Source organism: Tenacibaculum aquimarinum, assembly GCF_022478115.1.
Classification (GTDB): Bacteria; Bacteroidota; Bacteroidia; order Flavobacteriales; family Flavobacteriaceae; genus Polaribacter; species Polaribacter aquimarinum_A.
Genome location: NZ_JAKGSC010000001.1, coordinates 653752 through 677639, shown reverse-complemented (window position 1 = coordinate 677639; position 23888 = coordinate 653752). Strand labels below are relative to the sequence as shown.

Annotated in this window: 15 protein-coding genes; 9 read left to right on the top strand and 6 right to left on the bottom strand. The window is 31.4% G+C overall.

Going from position 1 to position 23888, the window contains the following annotated elements; all coding sequences use genetic code 11:
* The first annotated feature begins 144 nt into the window (after positions 1-144).
* Positions 145-861, top strand: a complete 717-nt coding sequence (locus tag L1S33_RS03230) for a 3'-5' exonuclease (protein ID WP_240561210.1) — start codon at positions 145-147, stop codon at positions 859-861.
* Here the strand turns inward: L1S33_RS03230 and L1S33_RS03225 are convergent.
* From L1S33_RS03225 to L1S33_RS03215, 3 genes are all read right to left on the bottom strand, one after another.
* Positions 858-2726: an ABC-F family ATP-binding cassette domain-containing protein gene (locus L1S33_RS03225; protein ID WP_072556370.1), complete on the bottom strand. Its 1869-nt coding sequence runs from the start codon at positions 2724-2726 to the stop codon at positions 858-860. The genes L1S33_RS03230 and L1S33_RS03225 overlap by 4 nt on opposite strands.
* A gap of 66 nt (positions 2727-2792) precedes the next feature.
* Complete coding sequence (locus tag L1S33_RS03220) at positions 2793-6428, bottom strand: GEVED domain-containing protein (RefSeq protein ID WP_240561209.1); 3636 nt, start codon at positions 6426-6428, stop codon at positions 2793-2795.
* Positions 6429-6633: 205 nt separating this feature from the next.
* Entirely contained in the window at positions 6634-10821 is a 4188-nt protein-coding gene (locus L1S33_RS03215) for an immunoglobulin-like domain-containing protein (protein ID WP_240561208.1), read from the bottom strand.
* 204 nt (positions 10822-11025) lie between these two features.
* Between L1S33_RS03215 and L1S33_RS03210 the strand changes: the two genes are divergently transcribed.
* The 6 genes from L1S33_RS03210 to L1S33_RS03185 are packed head-to-tail and all read left to right on the top strand — an operon-like array spanning position 11026 to position 17777.
* Positions 11026-12684 (top strand): ABC transporter ATP-binding protein, encoded by a 1659-nt coding sequence (locus L1S33_RS03210; RefSeq protein ID WP_240561207.1) that lies wholly within the window; start codon positions 11026-11028, stop codon positions 12682-12684.
* Positions 12685-12744: 60 nt separating this feature from the next.
* Positions 12745-13761 carry a sugar phosphate nucleotidyltransferase gene (locus L1S33_RS03205; protein ID WP_240551007.1) on the top strand — a complete coding sequence of 339 codons (1017 nt, stop codon included), beginning with the start codon at positions 12745-12747 and terminating at the stop codon, positions 13759-13761.
* A gap of 46 nt (positions 13762-13807) precedes the next feature.
* Complete coding sequence (locus L1S33_RS03200) at positions 13808-14725, top strand: tetratricopeptide repeat protein (RefSeq protein WP_240561206.1); 918 nt, start codon at positions 13808-13810, stop codon at positions 14723-14725.
* Positions 14722-15492: a DUF4292 domain-containing protein gene (locus tag L1S33_RS03195; protein ID WP_240561205.1), complete on the top strand. Its 771-nt coding sequence runs from the start codon at positions 14722-14724 to the stop codon at positions 15490-15492. Before L1S33_RS03200 ends, L1S33_RS03195 begins: the two co-directional genes overlap by 4 nt.
* Positions 15492-16709, top strand: coding sequence for a murein hydrolase activator EnvC family protein (locus tag L1S33_RS13210; RefSeq protein ID WP_240561204.1), 1218 nt, complete (start codon positions 15492-15494; stop codon positions 16707-16709). The genes L1S33_RS03195 and L1S33_RS13210 overlap by 1 nt, the downstream gene beginning before the upstream one ends.
* 18 nt (positions 16710-16727) lie before the next feature.
* Positions 16728-17777 (top strand): AI-2E family transporter, encoded by a 1050-nt coding sequence (locus tag L1S33_RS03185; protein ID WP_240561203.1) that lies wholly within the window; start codon positions 16728-16730, stop codon positions 17775-17777.
* On the opposite strand, the gene L1S33_RS03180 is transcribed toward L1S33_RS03185, so the two are convergent.
* Both L1S33_RS03180 and L1S33_RS03175 read right to left on the bottom strand, forming a co-directional pair.
* Positions 17770-18279 carry an acyl-CoA thioesterase gene (locus L1S33_RS03180; RefSeq protein WP_240551012.1) on the bottom strand — a complete coding sequence of 170 codons (510 nt, stop codon included), beginning with the start codon at positions 18277-18279 and terminating at the stop codon, positions 17770-17772. The two genes, L1S33_RS03185 and L1S33_RS03180, sit on opposite strands and share 8 nt — an antisense overlap.
* 65 nt (positions 18280-18344) lie before the next feature.
* On the bottom strand, positions 18345-19265 hold the full coding sequence (locus tag L1S33_RS03175) for an HU domain-containing protein (protein WP_240561202.1): 921 nt from the start codon (positions 19263-19265) through the stop codon (positions 18345-18347).
* Positions 19266-19448: 183 nt separating this feature from the next.
* On the opposite strand from L1S33_RS03175, the gene dprA reads away from it, so the two are divergent.
* Positions 19449-20543, top strand: coding sequence for a DNA-processing protein DprA (gene dprA, locus L1S33_RS03170; RefSeq protein ID WP_240561201.1), 1095 nt, complete (start codon positions 19449-19451; stop codon positions 20541-20543).
* Positions 20544-20688: 145 nt separating this feature from the next.
* Complete coding sequence (locus L1S33_RS03165; protein ID WP_240561200.1) at positions 20689-21747, top strand: hypothetical protein; 1059 nt, start codon at positions 20689-20691, stop codon at positions 21745-21747.
* 31 nt (positions 21748-21778) lie between these two features.
* Here the strand turns inward: L1S33_RS03165 and L1S33_RS03160 are convergent, their stop codons facing one another.
* Positions 21779-23881: a penicillin acylase family protein gene (locus L1S33_RS03160; protein WP_240561199.1), complete on the bottom strand. Its 2103-nt coding sequence runs from the start codon at positions 23879-23881 to the stop codon at positions 21779-21781.
* Positions 23882-23888: the final 7 nt, after the last annotated feature.

Here is a 23888-nt window from a genome sequence, read left to right as displayed (position 1 = left end):
AAAAATAGCGATAAAAAGCTAAATAAAGATAACTTAAGTTTAAGTTAACGTTGATTTAATATTTAAGCAACCTTAAAAAAACATCGTATTTAAAAGAGTTCTAAATCTATTTTTTTCTTTGTATTTTTATACAAAAAGAAAAAGATGCTAGAAAAAAAGAAAGTACAGAATATCTTGTTTTTAGATATTGAAACTGTACCTCAACAAGAAAAATGGAATAATGTTTCCATGGAAATGCAAGAATTATATGCTGCTAAAACTAAATATCAGCGTAAGGAAGAGTTTACACCAGAAGAGTTTTATGATAGAGCAGGAATTTGGGCAGAATTTGGTAAAATAATCTGTATTTCTGTTGGTTATTTTGTTGATTTAAAAGGAAAAACACAATTTAGAGTTACTTCTTTTTATGGAGATGATGAGCATGAAATATTAATCAATTTTAAAGGATTATTAGATAGTCATTTCAATAAGAAAAATCAAGTTTTATGTGCTCATAATGGTAAAGAATTCGATTTTCCATACATAGCAAGAAGAATGATAATTAATAGAGTAGAATTACCTGAAAAACTAAACCTTTTTGGGAAAAAACCTTGGGAAATTGCCCATTTAGATACTTTAGAACTTTGGAAATTTGGTGATTACAAACACTATACTTCTCTTAAGTTACTGACTTCAATTCTTGGAATTCCTTCTCCAAAACAAGATATTGACGGAAGTGAAGTAGCTAAAGTATATTACAAGGAAAAAAACTTACACAGAATTGTAGAATATTGTGAAAGAGATACTGTAGCTGTTGCACAATTACTTCTTCGTTTTTTAAACAAGCCGTTAGTAAAGGATAATGAAATTATTAGCGTTTAACCTTCTAACTTCATAGAAAGTTCTAACCAACGCTCTTCTTTTGTTTCCAAAGAAGAAATTATCTCTTGTAATTCTTGCGATTTTTCTGCAATTTCTTCAGGAGATATTTCAACATTTAGAAATTGTTCTTCAATAGTTTTTTTTCTTTTTTGAAGGCTTTCTATATCTTTTTCTAACAAACCAAACTCTCTATTTTCATTAAAACTTAGCTTTCCTTTTGGTGCTGATTTTTGCTGAACTTCTTTAGGTTTGTTTTCAGTCTTTTTTTCTGCCTTCTCCTTTGGCTTAGAGCTTTCATATGCTCTATAATCTGAATAATTTCCAGGAAAATTCTCAACTACGCCTTCTCCTCTAAAGACAAATAAACCGTCAACAATTTTATCCATAAAATATCTATCGTGAGAAACAACTATTAGATTTCCTGGAAAATCTAGCAAGAAATTTTCTAAGACATTTAAAGTAACTACATCTAAATCGTTTGTTGGCTCATCTAAAATTAAGAAGTTTGGATTTTGAATTAAAACTGCACATAAATACAAACGCTTTTGTTCTCCTCCTGAAAGTTTTTCTACAAAATCATATTGTTTTTTCTTATCAAATAGAAAACGTTCTAATAATTGCGAAGCAGAAATTCTTCTTCCTTTTGCTAACGGAATTTCTTCTCCAAATTCTTTTACAACCTCAATAACTTTTTGTCCTGGTTTTACAACAATTCCGGCTTGTGTGTAATAACCGTACTTTACAGTTTCTCCTAAAACTACTTTACCTGAATCAACTTCAGATTTTTGAGTAATAACATTTAAAAAAGACGATTTACCAGTTCCGTTTTTACCAATAATACCAATACGCTCCCCACGCTTAAAAACGTACTCAAATCCATCTAAAATTTTCTTTTCGCCAAAGGCTTTAGATACTTTATGAAGTTCTAAAATTTTGCTTCCTAAGCGTTCCATGTTAATTTCTAACTGAACTTGATGGTCTTGTCTGCGTTGATGTGCTTTTTCTTTTATTTTATAAAAATCGTCTGTTCTTGACTTAGATTTAGTTGTTCTTGCTTTTGGTTGCTTTCGCATCCAATCTAATTCCTTTTTAAACAAGCTTTTTGCTTTACTTAAATTAGTAGCTTCTAATGCTAAACGTTCTTCTTTATTTTGAAGGTAATATGAGTAATTTCCTTTGTATTTATATAGTTTTCCTTGATCTAATTCTATAATCTCATTACAAACACGTTCTAAAAAGTAACGATCGTGCGTTACCATAAATAATGTAATCTTTTCTTTAGCAAAATACGCTTCTAACCACTCAATCATTTCTAAATCTAAGTGGTTTGTTGGTTCATCAAGAATTAATAAATCTGGCTTACTAATTAATACGATTGCCAACGATAATCTTTTGCGTTGTCCTCCAGAAAGAACTGAAATTTTTAGCGATAAATCGTCTAATTTTAACTTAGATAGAATTTGCTTGTATTGTGTTTCAAAATCCCAAGCATTGTATTGTTCCATTAACTCAAATGCTTCTTGGTAAGCATCGCCATCATCTGGATTTAATAACGCTTTTTCATATTGTTTTACAATAGATAGAATTTTATTATCCGTAGAAAAAATAACCTCTTCAATTGTTAAATTAGGATCTAATTCTGTGTTTTGAGCCAAATACGCAATATGAATTCCTTTTCTACTTACAACTTGCCCAGTATCAGAAGTATCTAAACCAGCAATAATGTTTAAAATTGAAGTTTTTCCGCTTCCGTTTTTAGCAACAAAAGCAATTTTTTGATCTTTATTTATTCCGAAGGAAATATCTTGAAATAAGATTTTTTCCCCATAAGATTTTGCAATATTTTCTACCGATACATAATTCATGTGCCAAAAGTAACTAAAAAACCCCGAGCAAATGCTCGAGGTTTAAAATTTGAATTATTACTTTTTTTATTTCTTTACTAATTTAGATGTTACTGATTTTTGACCATCATTAACTTCTATAATGTACATACCTCTTTGTAAGTCACTTACATCAATAGTACTGCTAGTAATTTTTCCTTTTTTAACAACCCTACCAATTGTATTAATCATACGATAAGTTAAATCTTTATTTCTTCCGTATTTAACTTGAATATAATTAGTTGCTGGATTTGGATAAGCTGTCAATTTTAATGAAGCTTCGTTTCCTAAAGGATCTCCTTTTGGATCAGAGAAAGTTGTATAATATGTTGATGACGATGATGACGATATAATGTTTACCGTATAGTCTTCTACTTCTCCGTCTGCAAAAGTTTCACAAGCTGTTTGTGCTGAATTGTATTTCATTGAAACACGCATTCTTGTTTGTCCTAAAGTTGCATTTGCTGGCACCGCTACATTTGCAGATAAATTATCTGCGCTTGAAGAAGATCCAGAAACAACTTTTTCATTATCATCAAATGTTCCGTCTTGATTAAAATCAATCCAAACTGCCCAATGTTCTGTGTAAGTTGTACTTGCAAATCCTGCGCTAACAACCATTCCGTTAGTTCCACTTCCTTGAACAAGTGTTGCTGTTTTAGAGGTGAAATCTCCATATCCAGCATTTGCTCCAGATGCATTTGTCATTCCTCCTAACTCAACATTATCAATCCATTCATAGGTAACTCTATTTCCTTTTGAAGCACAATAAGAAACTTGACTTCCTGAGGTTGTAAAAGTTACTGTATTACTTGAATTTGATGTATTTCCTGCTGCATCTTTTGCATTTACAGTATAAGAATAAGATGTATCTGCAGTTAAACCGGTAATATTTGCAGATGTTCCTGTTACTGTTCCAATACTTGTACCTCCACTAAATACTTCATATCCTGTTACACCTACATTATCTGTAGAAGCAGACCAAGTTAAAGTAGCAGTTGTTTGCGTTACATTAGAAGCTGATAAACTTGTTGGTGCAGTTGGTGCTTGTGTATCTGCATTAACATTAACAGTTCTACTAACTTGAGTTGCTGCATTTCCTGCGGCATCACTTACATTATAGTTTAAAGTATATGTACCTGCAGAAGATGTATTTACGGATCCTGTTGTAACAATACTAGACGTTAAATTTCCATCTAAATTATCTGAAGCTGTAGCTCCTGGATCTGTAAATGAATCTCCAACTGTTAAATTCATTGTTGAAGAACCGTTAAGCGTTATAACTGGCGCAATAGTATCTGCAGTTCCTCCAACTAAATTTACGGTATAGTCTTCTGTTTCTCCATAATTATAAGAACCACATGCAGATGGAACTGCATTATATTGCATAACAACACGCATTCTTGTAGAACCGGTTACTGCAGATGTTGGCACTGTAAAAGAACCGCTAACCGGTGTAGTTTGCGATGCAGTTTTTGCCCAAACAGTTTCTCCACTATCAGAAAAATCTCCATCTTTATTGTAGTCAATAAATACAGCATAACCTTCATTATATAAAGTTCCTGTCCAGGTTGGCGTTATTGTTATTGTTGAAGAAGTACCCTTAGTTAAATTAGTGCTTAATGAAGAATAATCCGCATACCCGCTTGATGAAGCTCCTGTTGTATTATTAATACTTCCAAGAACAACTTTACTTATATATTCATCTGCAACACTATTTCCGTTTGAATCACAGTAATTAAGTTGAACTTCTGTAGTAGTAAAACTCACAGAACTAGAATATGAAGATGTAGTATTATCTGGACATTTACTTCTTACCTGTACTTCATAAGAAGTTTGAGGTGATAATACTGATAAAGAAGTAGAAGTTCCTGCAACAGCAAATGTTGTCCAAGTAGAAGTTCCTGTTTGACGATATCTAAAGTCATAAGAAGTTCCTGTTACAGCATTCCAAGAAATAGAAGCGGTTGAAGAACCAAATCCGTCAATAGTAATATTTGTAGGTGTTGTAGCATTACAAACAACTGGAGTTGCTGATAAACCAGTAACTATTAAAGAATAATTTTGACTTCCGCCTGTTAAAGAACCTTTATGTGTAACTGTTATTGTATATGTTCCTGAAGCATTAGCAACATCTACTCTTTCATAAGGGTCTTTAGTGTTGTCTCCTTTACCATTGGTTGTAACCCCTGTTAATCTCCAAGGTGTATAATTTGTTCCGCTTTTAGAAACTCTAATATCTAAATCGTTTACTAAAACTGAAGAAGTAGAATTTGTAGCTGTTGAAGCTGTTCCTGCTCTGTCTGTCCAAGAAATTGAAGCCATTAAATCACTAACTCCATCGGAATCTACAGTAATTTGATAAGATTGACCACTTGTTAAAGTTAATTCTTCAATTTTAGATTCATTTCCATTTTCTGTAATTGCTTCTGCTGCTCTTTTAGTGTTCATTAAACCCCAACCAAATACTGCATCTGGACCATTTGATCCTGCATCATCTGCAGTATGAAGAGCTAATCCTTTTAAAGTAGCAGCTTTCATAAACGAACCATTTACATTATTAGCATGTTGTTGTAATAAAATTAACGAACCCGCAACATTTGGTGATGCCATTGAGGTTCCCGTAATACTGTTGTAAGCAGTATTACTAGATTCATAGGTAGAATAAACTGAAGTACCGTTTCCAGTAATATCTGGTTTTATACGATAATCATCTGTTGGTCCTTCACTACTTGAACTATTGATAGTAACTGAAATTAAGTTTCCATTTGCATCAATATTAGCATCATTTGCATTTGCCACAACTAAACCATTTTTTGCAGTTGCATGACCTGATAGTTTATCATAAGAAGAATTTCCAGCTAATGGAGCCCCATTTGCAGAATTATCATTTCCATCATTTCCTGCAGCAACAACCATTAAATAGTTTGGTGCATTAAACATAATGTTATCCCAATCTCTAGAATCAGTAATATATCCTCCAAAATAATAATCTGGAAGCTGTGGTTGTCCTTGTTGGTTTCTTGCTGCAAAACCATAAGAATGATTAGAAACTAACATTCCGTTAGATGCAGCACTTGTAGCTTCAGAAGTGTCATTATTCCAATCGTAGCCAACTGCTTTTGCGTGTGGTGCCATACCTTTTGCATTTGCAACAACACCTGAAGCCATAATTGTCCCGGTTACGTGAGCAGAATGGTAATGTAAAGCTGTTGTTCCATCTCCAATAGAGAAACGGTTACTTCCTCCAGCTCCATCATATTCTTGATGCGAAGCTCTAGCCAAGCCACCATCCCAAACGTGAGCTGTCATATTTTGACCCATTAGGTTTAAACCTAATGAACCTCCATTATTTAAATGGTCTGTTCTTGTAGATTTTGCTGCAGCAACATTAAATGTGGTGTAATAAATTGGCTTACCATTTACTACTTTTTGTAATTCCAACATACGTCCGTCTTGTGTGGTAAACTTAGTTTTCCAACCTTTTTGACGTGCAATTTCTATTGCTTCTTGTTTTACTGTTGATGATTTTTTTTTGAAGGAGTTTTCAAGTTTTTGTAGTTTTTCAAGATTATACCTACTCTTGATTTTGTTTACCTCTTGTTTATTTTGAGCACTAATTACAGTTGCTCCCATAAGGGCAAGAGAGAAAAACAAAGCATTTTTAAAGTACTTTTTTCTCATAATTGGGGGATTAAAGGGTTAATTTTAATAAAAAAATAGTTTTAATAATAATTTCTTAAAATTTCTTAAAATTTTATTAAAGTGATAGCAAATATACAATAATATTAAACATATCAAAATTTTATGTAAATAGCTTTAAAAAAAATGAAATAAAAAAACCTCGAGCAGCTGCTCGAGGTTTAAAATTAAAAGTGTCAAGTTAATATTACTTTTTCACAAACTTGGTTGTAAATGTTTCTTCGTCATCAGTTAATTCTAATAAGTAAACCCCTGTTTTAAGAGCACTTACATTTATAGAATTATTTCTAATCGATCCAGAAGTAATTACTTGCCCTAATAAGTTAGTAATTCTATACTTTGATTGAATTGCTCCAAAATTAGGGTTGATATTAATAATATCAACTGCAGGATTTGGATATAACATAGTATCTCCTTCAAAATCTGAACTTGATGTATCTGAAAAATTAGAATATCCCGCAATCATATTTATAGAGTTTGCAGCGTTTCCACCGTTACCTACAATCCCTGTAATTGTAACTTGATCTATATAAATATGATCTGCATTACCACTTGCATCATTTTGGAATCTAAAAGCAGAATTACTCGCAAAATTAACATCTGTACTATTTAAAGTAACTGTTGCAGAATAGAAGTTATTATTCTGAAATGAAGTTCCTCTAGCCCAATAACCTACTGTTGTCCATGATGATCCATTATAAAAACGTAACCAAAAATCTTCATTATTTTCCATTGAAAAAGAATAGAAATAGAACGTAACCTCAACTTGATCGTAACTTGTTAAGTTGAATGATTGTGATGTCATTGCTGATGCTGTACCAGAATTATCTCTTAAACGAATAGATCTATTCCCTTCAAAAGAACGAGAACCTGAATATCTAGCACAATCTGATCCTCCATCTGACCAACCGTCCCAGCCAGTTTCAAAGAAACCTTCGTGTAAAACTGTAGTTGAACCTCCAGAACCTCCTGGCGTTGTAAATGATGCAGTATTACTGTTTGCAGAACTATTTCCAGCTGCATCATTTGCTCTTACTGTATAAGAATAACTTGTATTAGCTGTTAAACCTGTAATATTTGCTCCTGTACTAGTAACAGTACCAATACTTGATCCATTACTAAACACTTCATAAGCTGTTACACCAACATTATCTGAAGAAGCATTCCAAGATAAGGTAGCTGTTGTTTCTGTAATATTAGACGCCACTAAATTTGTTGGAACCGTTGGTGCTTCTGTATCTCCAGCTGGCTCATCAACATTTACTGTTCTAGTAACTTGTGTTGCTGCATTTCCAGCTGCATCACTTACATTATAATTTAATGTGTACATTCCAGCTGATGCAGTATTTACGGTTCCTGTTACAACAATACTTGATGTTAAGTCTCCATCAACATTATCCGTTGCTGTTGCTCCTGGATCTGTAAATGAGTCTCCAACAATTAAATTGATAGTTGAAGAACCATTTAATGTAATTACTGGCGCTGTGGTATCTGCCACTGGTTCATTTACATTTACCGTTCGTGAAACTTGAGTAGCAGCATTTCCAGCTGTATCACTTACATTATAATTTAATGTGTACGTTCCTGCTAATGCAGTATTTACGGTTCCTGTTACAACAATACTTGATGTTAAGTCTCCATCAACATTATCCGTTGCTGTTGCTCCTGGATCTGTAAATGAATCTCCAACATTTAAATTCATAGTTGAAGAACCATTAAGTGTAATAATTGGCGCTGTAGTATCTGCCACAGCATTTACATTTACTGTCCTAGAAACCTGTGTTGCTGTATTTCCAGCCGCATCACTTACATTATAATTTAATGTATATGTTCCTACAACAGATGAATTTACTGTTCCTGTTACAACAATACTTGTTGTTAAATCTCCATCTAAATTGTCAGAAGCTGTTGCTCCTGGATCTGTAAATGAATCACCTTGATCTATATTCATAGTTGCAGATCCATTAAGCGTAATTACTGGTGCTGTTGTATCAGAAGTTCCTCCAACTAAATTTACTGTATAATCTTCTGTTTCACCATAACTATAAGAACCACACGAAGATGGAACTGCATTATACTGCATAACAACACGCATTCTTGTTGCTCCTGTAATAGCACTTGTTGGTACAGTAAATGAACCACTAACAGGTGTTGTTTGTGATGCTGTTTTTGTCCAAACCGTTTCTCCACTATCAGAGAAATCTCCATCTTTATTGTAATCTATAAACACTCCATAACCTTCGTTATAAAGAGTACCCGTCCAAGTTGGAGTTATAGTTATTGTAGCAGATGCTCCTTTTGTTAAATTTGTACTTACTGAAGAATAATCAGCATAACCACTTGATGCTGCTCCAGAAGTATTATTTATACTACCTATTTGCACATTGCTTATATATTCATCTGCAACACTATTTCCATTTGAATCACAGTAATTAAGTTGTACTTCTGGTGTTGTAAAGTTTGCTGAACTAGTATAAGCTGAATTACCTGTATCACATTTACTACGTACTTGAACTTCATAAGAAGTTGTAGCAGACAATCCGCTTAAAACTGTAGAAGATCCATTTACAGCGTTTGTTGTCCAAGTAGATGTTCCCGAAACTCTGTAACGAACATCGTAAGTTGCTGCTGGAAGGGCATCCCAAGAAATAGTAGCTCCTGTTGCAGAAACGTTTGTTGCGTTTACTCCTGTTGGTACAGTTGCATTACAAACAACTGGTGTTCCTGTTAAACCTGTTACCACTAAAGAGTAGTTTTGACTTCCACCTGTTAAAGAGCCTTTATGAGTTACTGTTATTGTATAGGTTCCTGTTGCTCCAGCAACATCCACTCTTTCATAAGGATCTACATTATTATCTTGTTTTGCATTTGTAGTTGCACCAGTTAATTTATAAGGAAAATTTGTTGTTCCTCCTTTTGTAACTCTTATATCTAAATCGTTTACTAAAACAGGTGTTGTTGAATTTACTGTTCCTGTATTCTCTGTACCTGCTCTATCAGTCCAAGAAATTGATGCTAATAAAGGATTTACACCATCAGAATCTACTGTAATTGTATATGTTTGGCCTGATGTTAATGTTAATTCTTCTATTTGAGTTTCATTTCCATTTTTAGAAATAGCTTCTGCAGCTGCTTTAGTATTCATTAATCCCCATCCAAAAACTGCATCTGGACCAGAAGCTCCCGCGTCATCTGCAGTATGTAAAGCCAATCCTTTTAAAGTTGCCGCTTTCATAAATGAACCATTTACATTATTTGCATGTTGTTGTAATAATAATAAAGATCCTGCAACATTTGGTGATGCCATTGATGTTCCTGTAATTGAACTATATGCTGTATTACTACTTACATAAGTAGAATATACCGCAGTTCCATTTCCGGTAATATCTGGTTTAATTCTAAAATCATCTGTTGGTCCTTCACTACTTGAACTGTTAATTGATACTGATACTAAGTTTCCATTTGCATCAATATTTGCGTCATTTGCATTGGCAACAACCATATTATTTTTAGAGGTTGAATGCCCTGTTAATTTATCAAATCCTGATCCGCCTGTTGGATTAGTATTTGCAGTATCATCATTTCCATCATTCCCTGCAGCAACAACCATTAAATAGTTTGGTGCATTAAACATAATTTCATCCCAATCTCTTGACACATCTATATAACCTCCAAAATAATATTGTGGTAATTGTACTTGTCCAAATTGATTTCTTGTAGCATATCCATAAGAATGGTTAGAAATTAACATTCCATTAGCTGCAGCTGTAGTAGCTTCTGACGTATCATTATTCCATTCATACCCTACTGCGCTTGCGTAAGGAGCCATTCCTTTTGCATCGGCATCTACTCCAGATGCAATAATAGTTCCTGTAACGTGACCTGAATGATAGTTCTGTGTTGTAGTACCATCTCCAATAGAAAAACGATTAGTTCCTCCAGCTCCATCATATTCTTGATGCGAAGTTCTTGCCAAACCTCCGTCCCAAACGTGAGCCGTCATATTTTGTCCCATTAAGTTTAAACCTAGTGAACCTCCGTTATTTAAATGATCAGTTCTTGTAGATTTTGCTGCATCTACATTAAAAGTTGTATAATAAATTGGTTTTCCATTAACAACTCTTTGCAGCTCCAACATACGACCATCTTCTGTAGTAAATTTAGTTTTCCAACCACGTTGTTGTGCCATTTGTATAGCATTTTGCTTATCTGAAGATGCTTTTTGCTTAAATGAAGTTTTTAAAGTTTGAAGTTTTTCAAGATTATATCTACTCTTAATTTTGTTTATGTCTTCTTGTTTTTGAGCACTTAATGTTGCTACTCCCAAAACAGCAAAAACCATAAACAATAAATGTTTAAAGTACTTTTTTTTCATAATTCGTCGTATTTAAATGGTTAGTTGATTATCAATACTTAACTAAAAACCAATTTTAATAAGTAAATAAATAGATAAGTAATTGTTTTTATACAAAATTAACAGCTAATATAAATATATTTTACGAATAATATAATAGTGAAAACACCTATTTATTCATTCATAAGGATTTAAATTTCAGAATTATAAACTACTTTTGTTTCTATGCTTATAGTAAAAAAATTATCAATCTCTTTTAACAACAATATCGTTGTTCATAATCTTAATTTTGAATTACAGAAAAATAAAATTTTGGGTATTGTTGGAGAAAGTGGAAGCGGAAAATCTGTAAGTTCTTTAGCAATATTAGGTTTATTACCAAAACAGGCAACTATTGAAGGCGAAGTTTTGTTTGAAGAAAATAACCTTTTAAGTTATTCTGAAAAAAAATTTCAGCAAATAAGAGGAAACAAAATTGCCATGATTTTTCAAGAACCTATGAGCTCTTTAAATCCAACGTTAACTTGTGGTTTTCAGGTAGCAGAAATCTTACAAAAACATACACAGCTTTCTTCAAAAGAAATAAAAAACGAGGTGATTTCTCTTTTTGAGAAAGTGAAATTACCAAGACCAGAAGCCATTTTTAGTTCGTTTCCGCATCAAATTAGTGGCGGACAAAAACAACGTGTTATGATTGCCATGGCAATTGCATGCAAACCAGAAGTTTTAATTGCTGACGAGCCTACAACTGCACTAGATGTTACAGTTCAAAAAGAAATAATTTTATTATTGAAAGAGTTGCAACAAGAAAACGGAATGAGTATTTTGTTTATAACGCACGATTTGGCGTTGGTTTCTGAAATTGCTGATGAGGTTCTTGTGATGTACAAAGGAAAAGTTGTCGAAAAAGGCACAGCAAAGCAAGTTTTTCTACATCCAAAAGAAAACTATACAAAAGCACTTATAAATTCTAAACCAAATTTAGAAGAGCGTTTAATGACGCTTCCAACTGTAACAAATTTTATTGAAGAAACAGTAAACTCTAGCATTTATACAAATGAAGAACGTGCTAATTTTCATCAAAAAATATATGCTAAAAAACCATTATTAGAAATTATAAATCTTGAAAAACATTTTATTTCTAACGGTTCTTGGTTGGATAAAAAAGAGGTTGTAAAAGCTGTAGATAACGTTTCATTCAAAATTTATGAAGGTGAAACTTTAGGTTTAGTTGGAGAATCTGGCTGTGGAAAAACTACCCTTGGGCGCACAATTTTACACCTTGAAAAAGCTACATCTGGACAAATATTTTATAAGCAAAAAGATATTACTTCCTTGTCAAAATTAGCATTACAAACATTAAGAAAAGAGATTCAAATTATATTTCAAGATCCTTTTTCTTCTTTAAATCCGCGTATTTCTGTTGGTAAAGCAATTTTAGAACCGATGAAAGTTCATAATATCTTATCATCTAACAAAGAACGAAAAGCTTATGTTTTAGAGTTGTTAGAAAAAGTTGGTTTATCTACTGAACACTTTAATCGTTTTCCACATGAATTCTCTGGCGGACAACGACAACGAATAGGAATTGCAAGAACCATTGCCTTGCAGCCAAAACTTATTATTTGTGACGAGTCAGTTTCTGCATTAGATGTTTCAGTACAAGCGCAAGTTTTAAATTTATTAAATCAGTTGAAGGCAGAATTCAACTTCACCTATATTTTTATTTCGCATGATTTATCTGTTGTAAAATACATGGCAGATCAACTAGTAGTTATGAATAAAGGGAAAGTTGAAGAAATAGATGATGCAGATGTTATTTATAGCAACCCAAAAACAACGTATACAAAAACCTTAATAGATGCAATACCAAAAGGAATTTAACTTTTTTCTATCATAGAATTAATAGTATATTGCAATGTTATTTAAAATAAAAGAATTCATATGAAAATTATAGTCCCAATGGCAGGAATAGGATCGCGTTTGCGTCCTCATACATTAACAATTCCTAAACCATTAACAGTTATAGCAGGTAAACCAATTGTACAACGTTTAGTTGAAGATATTACATCAGTGGTTAATCAACCAATAGATGAAATTGCCTTTATTATTGGGCCTGCATCTAAAGGTTTTCCTGCAAATACAGAAGAAAAATTAAAAGAAATTGCTACAAAGTTAGGGGCTAAAGGTTCTGTATATGTTCAACATGAAGCATTAGGAACTGCGCACGCAATTCATTGTGCTAAAGAATCTTTAAATGGTCCATGTGTTGTTGCTTTTGCAGACACACTTTTTAAAGCAGATTTTACATTAGATGCAAATACTGATGGCGCAATTTGGGTAAAACAAGTTGAAGACCCAAGTGCTTTTGGTGTTGTAAAATTAAAAGATGGTATAATTACTGATTTTGTTGAAAAACCAAAGAATTTTGTTTCAGATTTAGCAATTATTGGAATCTATTATTTTAAAGATGGAGATAAGGTACGTGAAGAGATTCAGTATTTAATCGATAATGATATTAAAGAAAATGGTGAGTTTCAACTTACCAATGTTTTAGAGTCTTTAAAGCAACAAGGCGCACAATTTATTCCTGGAAAAGTTGATGCTTGGATGGATTGTGGTAAAAAAGACCCAACTGTAGATACAAATAAACAAGTTTTAGGTTTTGAACACGAAGATGGCAACAATTTAGTAGCAAAAGACGTTGTATTAGAGAATTCAGAAATTATACAACCTTGTTTTGTTGGTGAAAACGTAGTACTTAAAAACACTAAAATTGGTCCTTTTGTTTCAATCGGAGCAAATAGTGTGGTAAAAGATTCTACAATTGTAAACTCTTTAATACAAAATAACGTAGAAATTTCAAACGCCAATTTAGACAATGCTATGATTGGTAATAATGCAAAATATAATGGTAACTACACATCCGTAAGCATAGGTGATTATACAGAACTTATATAAAAATATAATTGGAAATTGGAAATTAGAAGTAAACAAAAAGATACTATTGTCTCTTTGCTTACTTCTGTTTTCTTTTTGTGCTGTTTCTCAAGATAGTATTCCCGCTAATGTACCAGTTACAGAGAAAAATAATTTAGAATTTCAAGAATTTTTCTTTAAAGCACTTTCGGAAAAAGCAATTAGAAATTATCAAAAAGCAATTGATAATTTAGAGGAATGCAACACGCTAATTCCAAATAACAAGGCTGTTTTATTTGAATTATCTAAGAATTATTTATTGTTGAATAAACCTTTTGAAGCCTTAGAATACGGAAACTTAGCCTTAGAAAAAGACCCCGAAAACTTATGGGTTTTAGAACACCTTGTTGCTACTCATAAAAAAGACAGAAATTATTCTGATGCTATTAAACTTCAAGAAAAAATAGCAAAAACTCATCCGAAGAAAAAACAAGATTTAGTCTTTTTACATTTACAAAACAGAGATTACGTTTCTGCTAAAAAAACGTTGAATGAGCTAGAAAATGAAAAATTGTTATCTGCTAGATTACGAAGAATTAAAGCAACTTTAGAAAAACCTAAAACTGTTAAAAAGACAAAAGAATTACCAAAAACCAATCCTCAAAATTTAGATTTGGTAAAACAGTTTGAAAGTGATAAATCTTTTAATTCTTTAAAATTATTATTAGAGAAGTTAGATTCAGAAAATGCTAGTGAATTGGAAAAATATAGCCAAAACGGAATTGGTTTATTCCCAGCGCAACCCTTTGTTTATTTAATGAACGGAAAAGCGCTAAACAAACAAAAACAATATAAAAAAGCATTGGAAAGTTTACAAAATGGCATCGATTTTGTAATTGATGACCCAAAAACCGAAGCTATTTTTTATACAGAAATGGCTAATGCTTATCAAGGTTTAGGAAAAACTAAAGAAGCTGATAAGTTTAGAAAAAAAGCTAAACAATGAAAATTATAAAATATCTATTTGTTTTTACAATACTATTTACAGCATGTAAATCTAGTAAAAACACTATAATTACTAACGCAATAGCTAAAAAAATGTCTGCAAAAAAAGTTGCAAAAAAACATCTCTCAAATAGTTTTAGTAAGGAAACTATTGATGCTAAATTGCGTGTAAAATTCAAGAATAACAAGCAAAATGAAAGTTTTTCTGTTAGAATGAAAATTATTAAAGATGAAGTAATTTGGTTAAAAGGTTCTAAAATTATTTCAATTTTTAAAGCTAAAATTACACCTACAAAAGTGAGTTATTATTCACCTTATGCAAAAAATTATTTTGAAGGAGATTACTCGTTAATTAAAGATTTTCTAGGAACGGATATTACTTTTGAAGAGTTACAAAACATCTTTTTAGGGCAAGCAAAAATTGAAAATAAAGGAAAGGATCACGCTGTAGAAATTGTTGACAACACATATATTTTGTCTCCGGAAGAACAATTAGCACTTTTTGATCGATTTATTCATATAAACCCAACTCATTTTAAATTAGATAAACATGTTTTGGTAAACGATTTAAAAGGTCAGAAATTAGATATTACGTATCCAAAATACTTACAAAAAGAAGCCGAAGTTTTTCCTGAAAACATTCTTATTAATGTTACTGAAAAAAACAAGTTCACCAATATTAATATCGATGTAAAATCAGTAGTTTTTGACACCAAATTAAGTATTCCTTTTACAATTCCTTCGGGTTATAAAAAGTTAGATTTTTAGTGAAATTACATAAAAACATAGCATTTTTTCTCCTTCTTTTATTTGTTGGATTCTCTTCTTTCAGTCAAACTAGAAAGCAATTAGAAGCGCAACGAAAAAAGATAAACAAAGAAATAAAACAAGTTAACAAGTTAATTTTTGAAACTAAAAAGAAAGAAAGAAGCGCATTAGAAGATTTAAAAGATATTAATCAGAAAATATCTGTTAGAAAAAAACTGATTAACACCATAAACTTAGAAGCTAAAGTACTTTCTAATGAGATTTCTACCAACCAAAAAGAACTAGCAGAACTCAACCAAAAACTAGCAGACTTAAAGGCAGACTATGCAGATATGGTTTTTAAATCATACAAAAGTAAATCGCAACAAAGTAAAACCATGTTTTTACTGTCTTCTCAAAATTTTTATCAAGCATACAAACGTCTGCAGTATATGAATCAATATACTTCTTACAGAAAAAAACAAGGAGAAGAAATAGTTGTTCAAACAGAAATAGTTCAAAAATTAAACGATTCTTTACGCTATCAAAAACAAGTAAAAGATACCTTAATTTTAGTTGAAAAAGAACAAAAAGAAAAGGTTGAGATTGATAAAAAAAACCAAGAACAGCTAGTTTCAAAAATAAAAAAGAAGGAAAAAAAGTATAGAAAGGAACTTCAGAAAAAAATTAAAGAAGAAAAACGCGTTGCAGGTAAAATTGATAAAATTATTAGAGATGCCATTGCTAAATCTAATAGAAACAGAAAAAAAGGTACAAAGAAATCTGCCGGATTTATTTTAACTCCAGAAGCAAAAGCGCTTGCTGCTAAGTTTGAACAAAATAAAACAAAACTTCCTTGGCCTGTAGAAAAAGGTTTGATAACAAGAAGGTTTGGTGTTCAAAAACACCCAACAATTGGCGGAATTACCATTAACAGCACAGGAATACATCTTACAACAGAAGAAAATGCCAAAGCAAAAAGTGTATTTAATGGTACTGTAATGGCTATTCAACTTGCTTCCGAAGGAAAAAGATCTGTTTTAGTAAAACATGGTAATTATATAACTGCTTATAATAATCTTGCAAAAGTGTATGTTAAAAAAGGTAGTAAAATTACAACGGGTCAAAATCTTGGAGAAATTTTTACAGATAAAATTACTGGTAAAACAACCTTAGTTTTTGTGTTGTACCAGAATACAAAAAAATTAAATCCTATTAGTTGGCTGTTAAAACGCTAACTTATTTATCTTTAAAACATGAAAAACGCCGCAAACTTTATAATTGTTACCGTTGCTATAATTACAACTTTAGTAATGGGAAAAGGAATTTTAATTCCGTTTGTGTTTGCGCTTATTTTTTGGTTTTTTACAAGAGAAATTAGGAAAACAATCTACAAATTACCGTTTGCTAAAAGATTTATACCTTATTGGTTAAGTAATATTTTAGTATTTACAATTATTATTTTATTCTTCGGATTTATCTCAGAAATTATTACCAATAGTATTACTAATTTAACAACGTCTTACAGCAAATACGAGCCAAATGTTGAAAAAATTATTACCAACTTAGGTAGTTATTTTCATATCGATATTTTTAAATCTATAAAATCTGTTGTTGGAGATTTTGATTATGGTTCTGTTTTAGGAGATGTTGCAAATGGTATTAGTAGTTTACTTGGAGATACATTTATGATTGTTATTTATGCACTTTTTATCTTTTTAGAGGAAAGTAGCTTAAAGGTAAAATTGACAAAAATGTTTACTTCGAAAGAAAACTATAATCAGTTACAGGAAATGCTAAGTAAAATAGAATTTTCTATCTCTAATTACTTGCGTTTAAAAACCTATGTAAGCTTATTAACAGGTGTTTTAAGCTACATTATATTGATTATGGTTGGAATTGATTCCGCACCTTTTTGGGCCTTCTTAATCTTCCTTTTAAACTATATACCAACAATTGGTTCTTTGGTTGGTACGGTTTTTCCTGCAGTTTTTAGTTTAATTCAGTTTGGAGAATTTACTCCTTTTTTAATTGTATTAATTGCCGTTGGTGCTATACAAGTAATTGTTGGAAATGTGATTGAACCAAAATTGTTTGGTAAATCTTTAAATTTAAGTCCGCTGGTAACCATTTTAGCATTGGCAATTTGGGGACAAATTTGGGGAATTACAGGCATGATTTTATCCGTGCCAATTACCGTAATTATGATGATAATTTTTGCGCAGTTTGATAAAACAAAATCCGTTTCGATTATGCTTTCTGAAAGCGGAAATATAGATCAGTTTAGTAAAAAAGTTACTAAATAAATAAGGCTTTTAACTCTGTAGCTTCTTTTGGATTTAATCTTCCGGCAAGAATTAAACTTAGTTGTTTTCTTCGTAAAGCGCCTTCATATCTTTCTTTTTCTAAATCAGATTCTGGTGTAATTTGTGGAATTGGAACTGGTTTTCCTGTTTCATCTACAGCAACAAATGTGTAAATTCCTTCGTTTACTTTAGTTCTTTCTCCAGATTGACGATCTTCTATCCAAACATCTGCATAAATTTCCATTGAAGATTTAAATGCTCTCGACACTTTTGCTTCAATAGTTACAACACTTCCTACGGGAACCGCTTTATTAAACGCAACATGATTTACAGATGCCGTAACAACAATTCTTCTAGAATGACGACGCGCTGCAATACTACAAGCTCTGTCCATTCTAGCAAGTAATTCTCCACCAAAAAGGTTTTCTAAAAAATTAGTTTCTCCTGGTAAAACTAAATCGGTAAGTACAGTTAAAGATGCTGTAGGTGTTTTTGCGCTCATCAAAAAAATATTTTGCGCAAAGATAGGTTATTCAACAAAAAATTAAGCTTAGAAAAGGTTTAGAATTATTTTGCTTTTTCTACCAACAACCAAGCGTCTTTAGAAACAGTTTTTTGAATTCTATACAAGCTATTAATTGCCTCATTTTTAGATGAAAAACTATTGAAAGTTACTTGCGTTAAACCCCATTTGTTTTTTCCAATTATGGCAGCATTAAAGCCTTTTTCTTTTAGTTCGTTTACTTTTTTCTCAGCATTTTCTGGAAATTCAAAAGCACCAGCAACAACATGAAAGTTTTTAGGAGTTGCTTTACTAACATTTAAGTTAATTGTTGGTAAAGGGTTGTCTATTACAAAAGTAGCTTGTTGTATTTTTTTAGCAACTTCTTGTTGCTGTTTTGCAAAATGTTTTTGTTGTTTATTTTGCTCATAACCAGACCAACCAGCAAAACCTAATGTTAATAAAACAGCAGCTGTTGCAGCATATTTAACAAATAACGGAATTACTTTTTTATTGTCTTTAGAAGTTGTTTCTACAACAGGAATTAATGGCTTTACTTCCTCTTTAAACCTTGCAATTGCTGAAGATTCAAAAGATGCTAATCCAAACGATTCTGTTAAATAATTAACGGTTGTATTTGGTTCAAAAACAATTTGTTGCTCTTTATTTAAAGATAGTTTTCCAACTGAAGAAACCTCAACAGAAGTTGTTTTTAAAGTTGTTTGCCAATTATTTACAAAGTCTGCAACGGTCTTTAAAGCCGCATCAAACGATATATTTTCTGCTTTTGCAATATAATTTACCAACAAACCATCATTATGCTTTAAATGAGCATTAAATGTAATTTGCTTTGCAGGTGGATAAAATGTGTGTGTATAATTGTTAACTTTTGCGCCAATTCTGTTGGTTACAAAACCTCCAAAATTTGGCACAATAACACAATCGTATCTGTATAATAAATCGTTAATGTAATTTGCTAATTGCATATTACAAATATATTAGAATTGGTGTTTAGTTTTACAATTCTTGTTCAAAAATTATCAACAATATTTTTGTATATTGATACTCAATTTTTTAGCCCAAAATGGGTGTTAAAAAAAGCTATGTAAACGACTATTTTTTTAGAAACATTGTTTTTAAAATCTGCCTAGTTCGTAAAATTAATATAAATGAAAAAAGAAAAATTGCTGGCTGTATTAAGACTACAAGCCACAAATAATGTTGGAGATATTCTGGCAAAAAAACTCATTTCTACTGTTGGTGATGTTGAACAAATTTTTAAAGAAAGAACAACTACACTTCAAAAAATAAACGGAATTGGAAGTTTAATTACTACTAATCTTTTTGATAAAAAAAACCTAAAGCTTGCAGAAGAAGAATTAGCTTATATTGAAAAAAATAACACGCAATATTCTTATTTTTTAGAAGATAATTACCCAAGTAATTTATCGCAGTGTATCGATTCTCCAATATTACTATTTAATGATGGAAATGTTGCACTTTCAGACAAAGTAATTTCTATTGTTGGTACACGAAATATTAGTGCTTATGGACGCGATTTTTGCAATCAATTAGTGGCGGATTTAGCAGAATATAATCCAATAATTATAAGTGGTTTTGCCTACGGAATAGATATTTGCGCACATAAAGCAGCCATAAAAAACAACTTACAAACTATTGCCGTTTTGGCACATGGTTTTGATCAGATTTACCCAAAAACACACAAAAAATATATTAATCAAGTAAACGAAAAAGGTGGTTTTTTAACTGAGTTTTGGCATAATCAAAATCCGCAACGCGAAAATTTTTTAAAAAGAAATAGAATAGTTGCAGGCATTTCTAAAGCAACCATAATTATTGAATCTGCCAAAAAAGGAGGCTCTTTAGTAACCGCAGATATTGCCAATTCTTACAACAGAGATGTTTTTTCTGTTCCAGGAAGAACTACAGATTTGTACAGCCAAGGTTGTAATAATCTTATTAAAACCAACCAAGCTCATTTACTAACCTCAGCAGAAGATATTGTAAAAATGTTAAATTGGGATGTGTCTAAAAAACAGATTCCTAAACAAGAAACTTTATTTGTTGAACTTAATGAAACTGAACAAAAAATTTACGATTATTTACAAGAAAATGGTAAACAATTATTGGATGTTATTGCATTAAACTGTCATTTACCAACGTACAAATTAGCTTCTATTTTGGTTCAAATGGAATTAAAAGGAATTGTAAAACCTTTACCAGGAAAAATGTTTGAAGTTTAGCCTAAATATTGCAAATAAGTTAGCCCTGATTGAAGTGACATCCTTTTTGTTTTTCTCAAAAAGATAAAACGGAAAGCAGGAAATAGCTTCTAAAAAAATTAAAACACAACTACTTTTACCTTATTTTTGAAAAAACCTTTTTTAAATGGCATCTGAAGAAAAATTAATGTCCAAAAAAAAACCAGCTTTTCCAATTAGTGAAAAGTTGAATGAATATTTAAAAAAACACAATAGAACTATAAAAATCCCTATTTTTTATGATGACTTATTGCGTTTTCAAGGAAGTATAGTGGTTTATGATAAAAATGATGAAGATACACTTTGGGTAAGAACTTATTATACAGAATTTGATAGAGTAGAAATTGATAATAGTTTAAAAAAAATCTACACACTTTTACATTCAGATGGTAATGATGACACTATTCCTTTTTTAAATATTGATGCTATAGATTATTGTACGTTTGGTAATTCTAAGCCTTTTAGAGTAAAAGTTAGGAATATTTTAAACGATAATTACACGTATTTTTATGTGAAAAAAACGGATGCTTCTAGAGTTTATGGTTTAGAGTTAGAACATATTTTATCGCCACAAAACATGAACTATTTAGTCTACAAAGATACGTTAATAGAAGAACACATTGCTGGCATTCCTGGAGACGATTTTATTAAAGATTTTTTACCAAAATGTACAGAGTCTGAAAAAGCCCAGATAGCAAAAGAATTTGTAAAATTTAAAGAAAGATGTTTTGTTAGATTATTGGGAGACATGCGTTCTTACAATTATGTAATTACACCAACGCACGATTTTGACCATATTGTATATAAAATAAGAGCCATAGATTTTGACCAACAATCTTTTGAAGGAAACCTAAAAGTTTACAATTTACAGTTTATGAAAGAAAACTTTAAAATGGTAGAAATGGTTAGTAAAAAACTTCAAAACAGTTCTATTTTACAATACAAAATAGAAGAGCGTTCTTTTATGGCAAAACGTATGATTACTGCACCAAAAAGAACAGCTCATTTAATAAAATGTATGAAAAATGATACTATTTCTTTTCCAGAAAATGTTGAAAAATTAAAGCAAGATTTAATTAATTATGTTGGAGATATCGCTTTTAAAAAATGCCAAAATATGGGTGAAGTTTTAGAAACTATCTTAGAATTTGTAAAACGTAATTATTTAAATATTAGTACTAAATAGTTTTTTAAGTATATCATTCTCTATTTAGAAGCTATTTTACAACCTCCATTGGCGAGTATATTTTAACTGCATTCTTTAAAACCTCTTCTTTATTTAACGTCATTTTTTTAAGTTTATAATTGGTAAAATCTTCCATTTGAGAAGTGGAATGTTTATCACCAATATTTGCATTAGATCCGTATGAATTTATGGTTTCTAATTCCACACCATTTTCTCCAAAACGAATTAATTCTATGTGAGATTCTCCTGCAAAAGCTCTGTAAGTTTTGTCGGTTTCGTTAACTTTTTTAGCATAAATTGCTGCTAAAACATCTGGCGCGCCACCAATTGGTAAATTTACATTTCCACGAGTGTGTCTTTGTAATTCACCCAATTCTATTTGTAAAGAACTGTAGTTTTTTAACAATTCATCCTTAGCTTTTGTAATTCCAAAAACGCAATCTTCTAAAGTTATAGAACCTCTTCTAACTTCTCTACCTTCATCTATTCTTTTTTGATTTAAATGCATCCAAGTTAAAATATACAAAGCAGCAGTTTTATTGGTTTTATCGGTTTTTCTATCCCAAGTGTTTAATAAGGTAATTGCGTCAGAAATTTCTGGATAATCAGACGGATTTAAATGCATTAAATTCTCTAAATTTAACGCAGTTCTTGTCATCATTTTCTTCGGATATTGGTTGTCGTATTTTATTGTTTTAAAGTCTTCATAAGAAATAGAATCGTATTGTTCCATCAACTCTAAAAAACGATTACTTCTATTGTTTTCCATTCCTGTAATTTGATAACCCATTCGTTTATTTAAAGTGGTTTCTTTAAAATTATTGACAGAATCCGTTGCCGAAAATGGCGAATTATTGGTGTTAAAAACCCAACCACTAGACGGATTTAAAACCTGCGGCAAACTATCAAACGGAACTAAGGTGTTATTCCACAATGTTTTTGAAGTGTTTCCTGGCAATACTTTACTCCAATCATAATCAGGATTTCTTTCTGGGAAACTTCCGTTACTTACATAATAAATATTATCTTCTTTGTCTGCATACACAATGTTTAGTGCTGCAATTCCACGCATTTCTAGTGCTTCTTTAAACTCTTTAAAGTTGCTGGCTTTGTTCATTCTAAACCATTGTTCAGCCATTTTTATAGATTGACCAACCACAAAACGCCAAGCAAAAACACCAGTATCAGTTTTAAAAGTTGGTCCGTATTTACTGCTGTAAATAGTTCTAGAAATAGGAATCTTAATAGGTCCGAATTTTAACCAAGACCAATATTTTTTCTCCGTTAATTCTAACCATTCATCATCAAATTTGTAAAAACCTTCTTTTTCTGGATTCATTTCAAGTTGATACACATCAGAAAAATCTGCATGATTTACCGTGTGTGCCCAACCTAAATTTTCATTTGCTCCATGGAAAATACAGATTCCGCCAGCAAACGTTCCTCCTAAAATATTTAAACCTTCTTCAGAAATTAAATGCGCTTCGTACCAAGAATACCAACCTTCTAATGGTTGATGAGAATTTACTGCCAAATACGTTTTTCCGTCAGTAGTTTTGTTTTTAGAAAAGGCAAATGCATTAGATCCTTTTGGAACATCACTTTTTAAATCTTTTATAATTGTTCCGCCTATAATCTTTTTTAAATCGTCTCCAGCATGTGAAACCTCTAAATTTCCTAACAAATAACCCGTAATAATATCGGCTCCAGTAAGCGGAAATAAATCGTCTAATAACACTTTTTCTGGATGCAAAGTTGCGTATGCATTTACGCCAGCAACAAAACTTTCTAAATATTTTTTAAAATCGCCTGTAACATCAGTATTGTATTTTTTATCGGCGATTTCTTTTAAACCCATAAATTTAATTCCGAAATCTGCCACCAAACCATCTTGACCTTTAATTTCGCCCAACATTCCTTTACAAGCTGCCATTAATTCTTGGAAGGTTACAAAATCGTCTTCGCATTGCGTCCAAGCTAATCCGTAGGCAACCTCAGCATCGGTTTTTGCCATAATGTGCGGAACTCCGTAAACATCTCTTGCTATTTTAATATTAGATAATTCTTTTCCTTTAGGCTTAGAAGAACAGCTAAAAACGAGTGTTAAAATAAAGAAATATAAAAGTTTACGCATGGTTTAT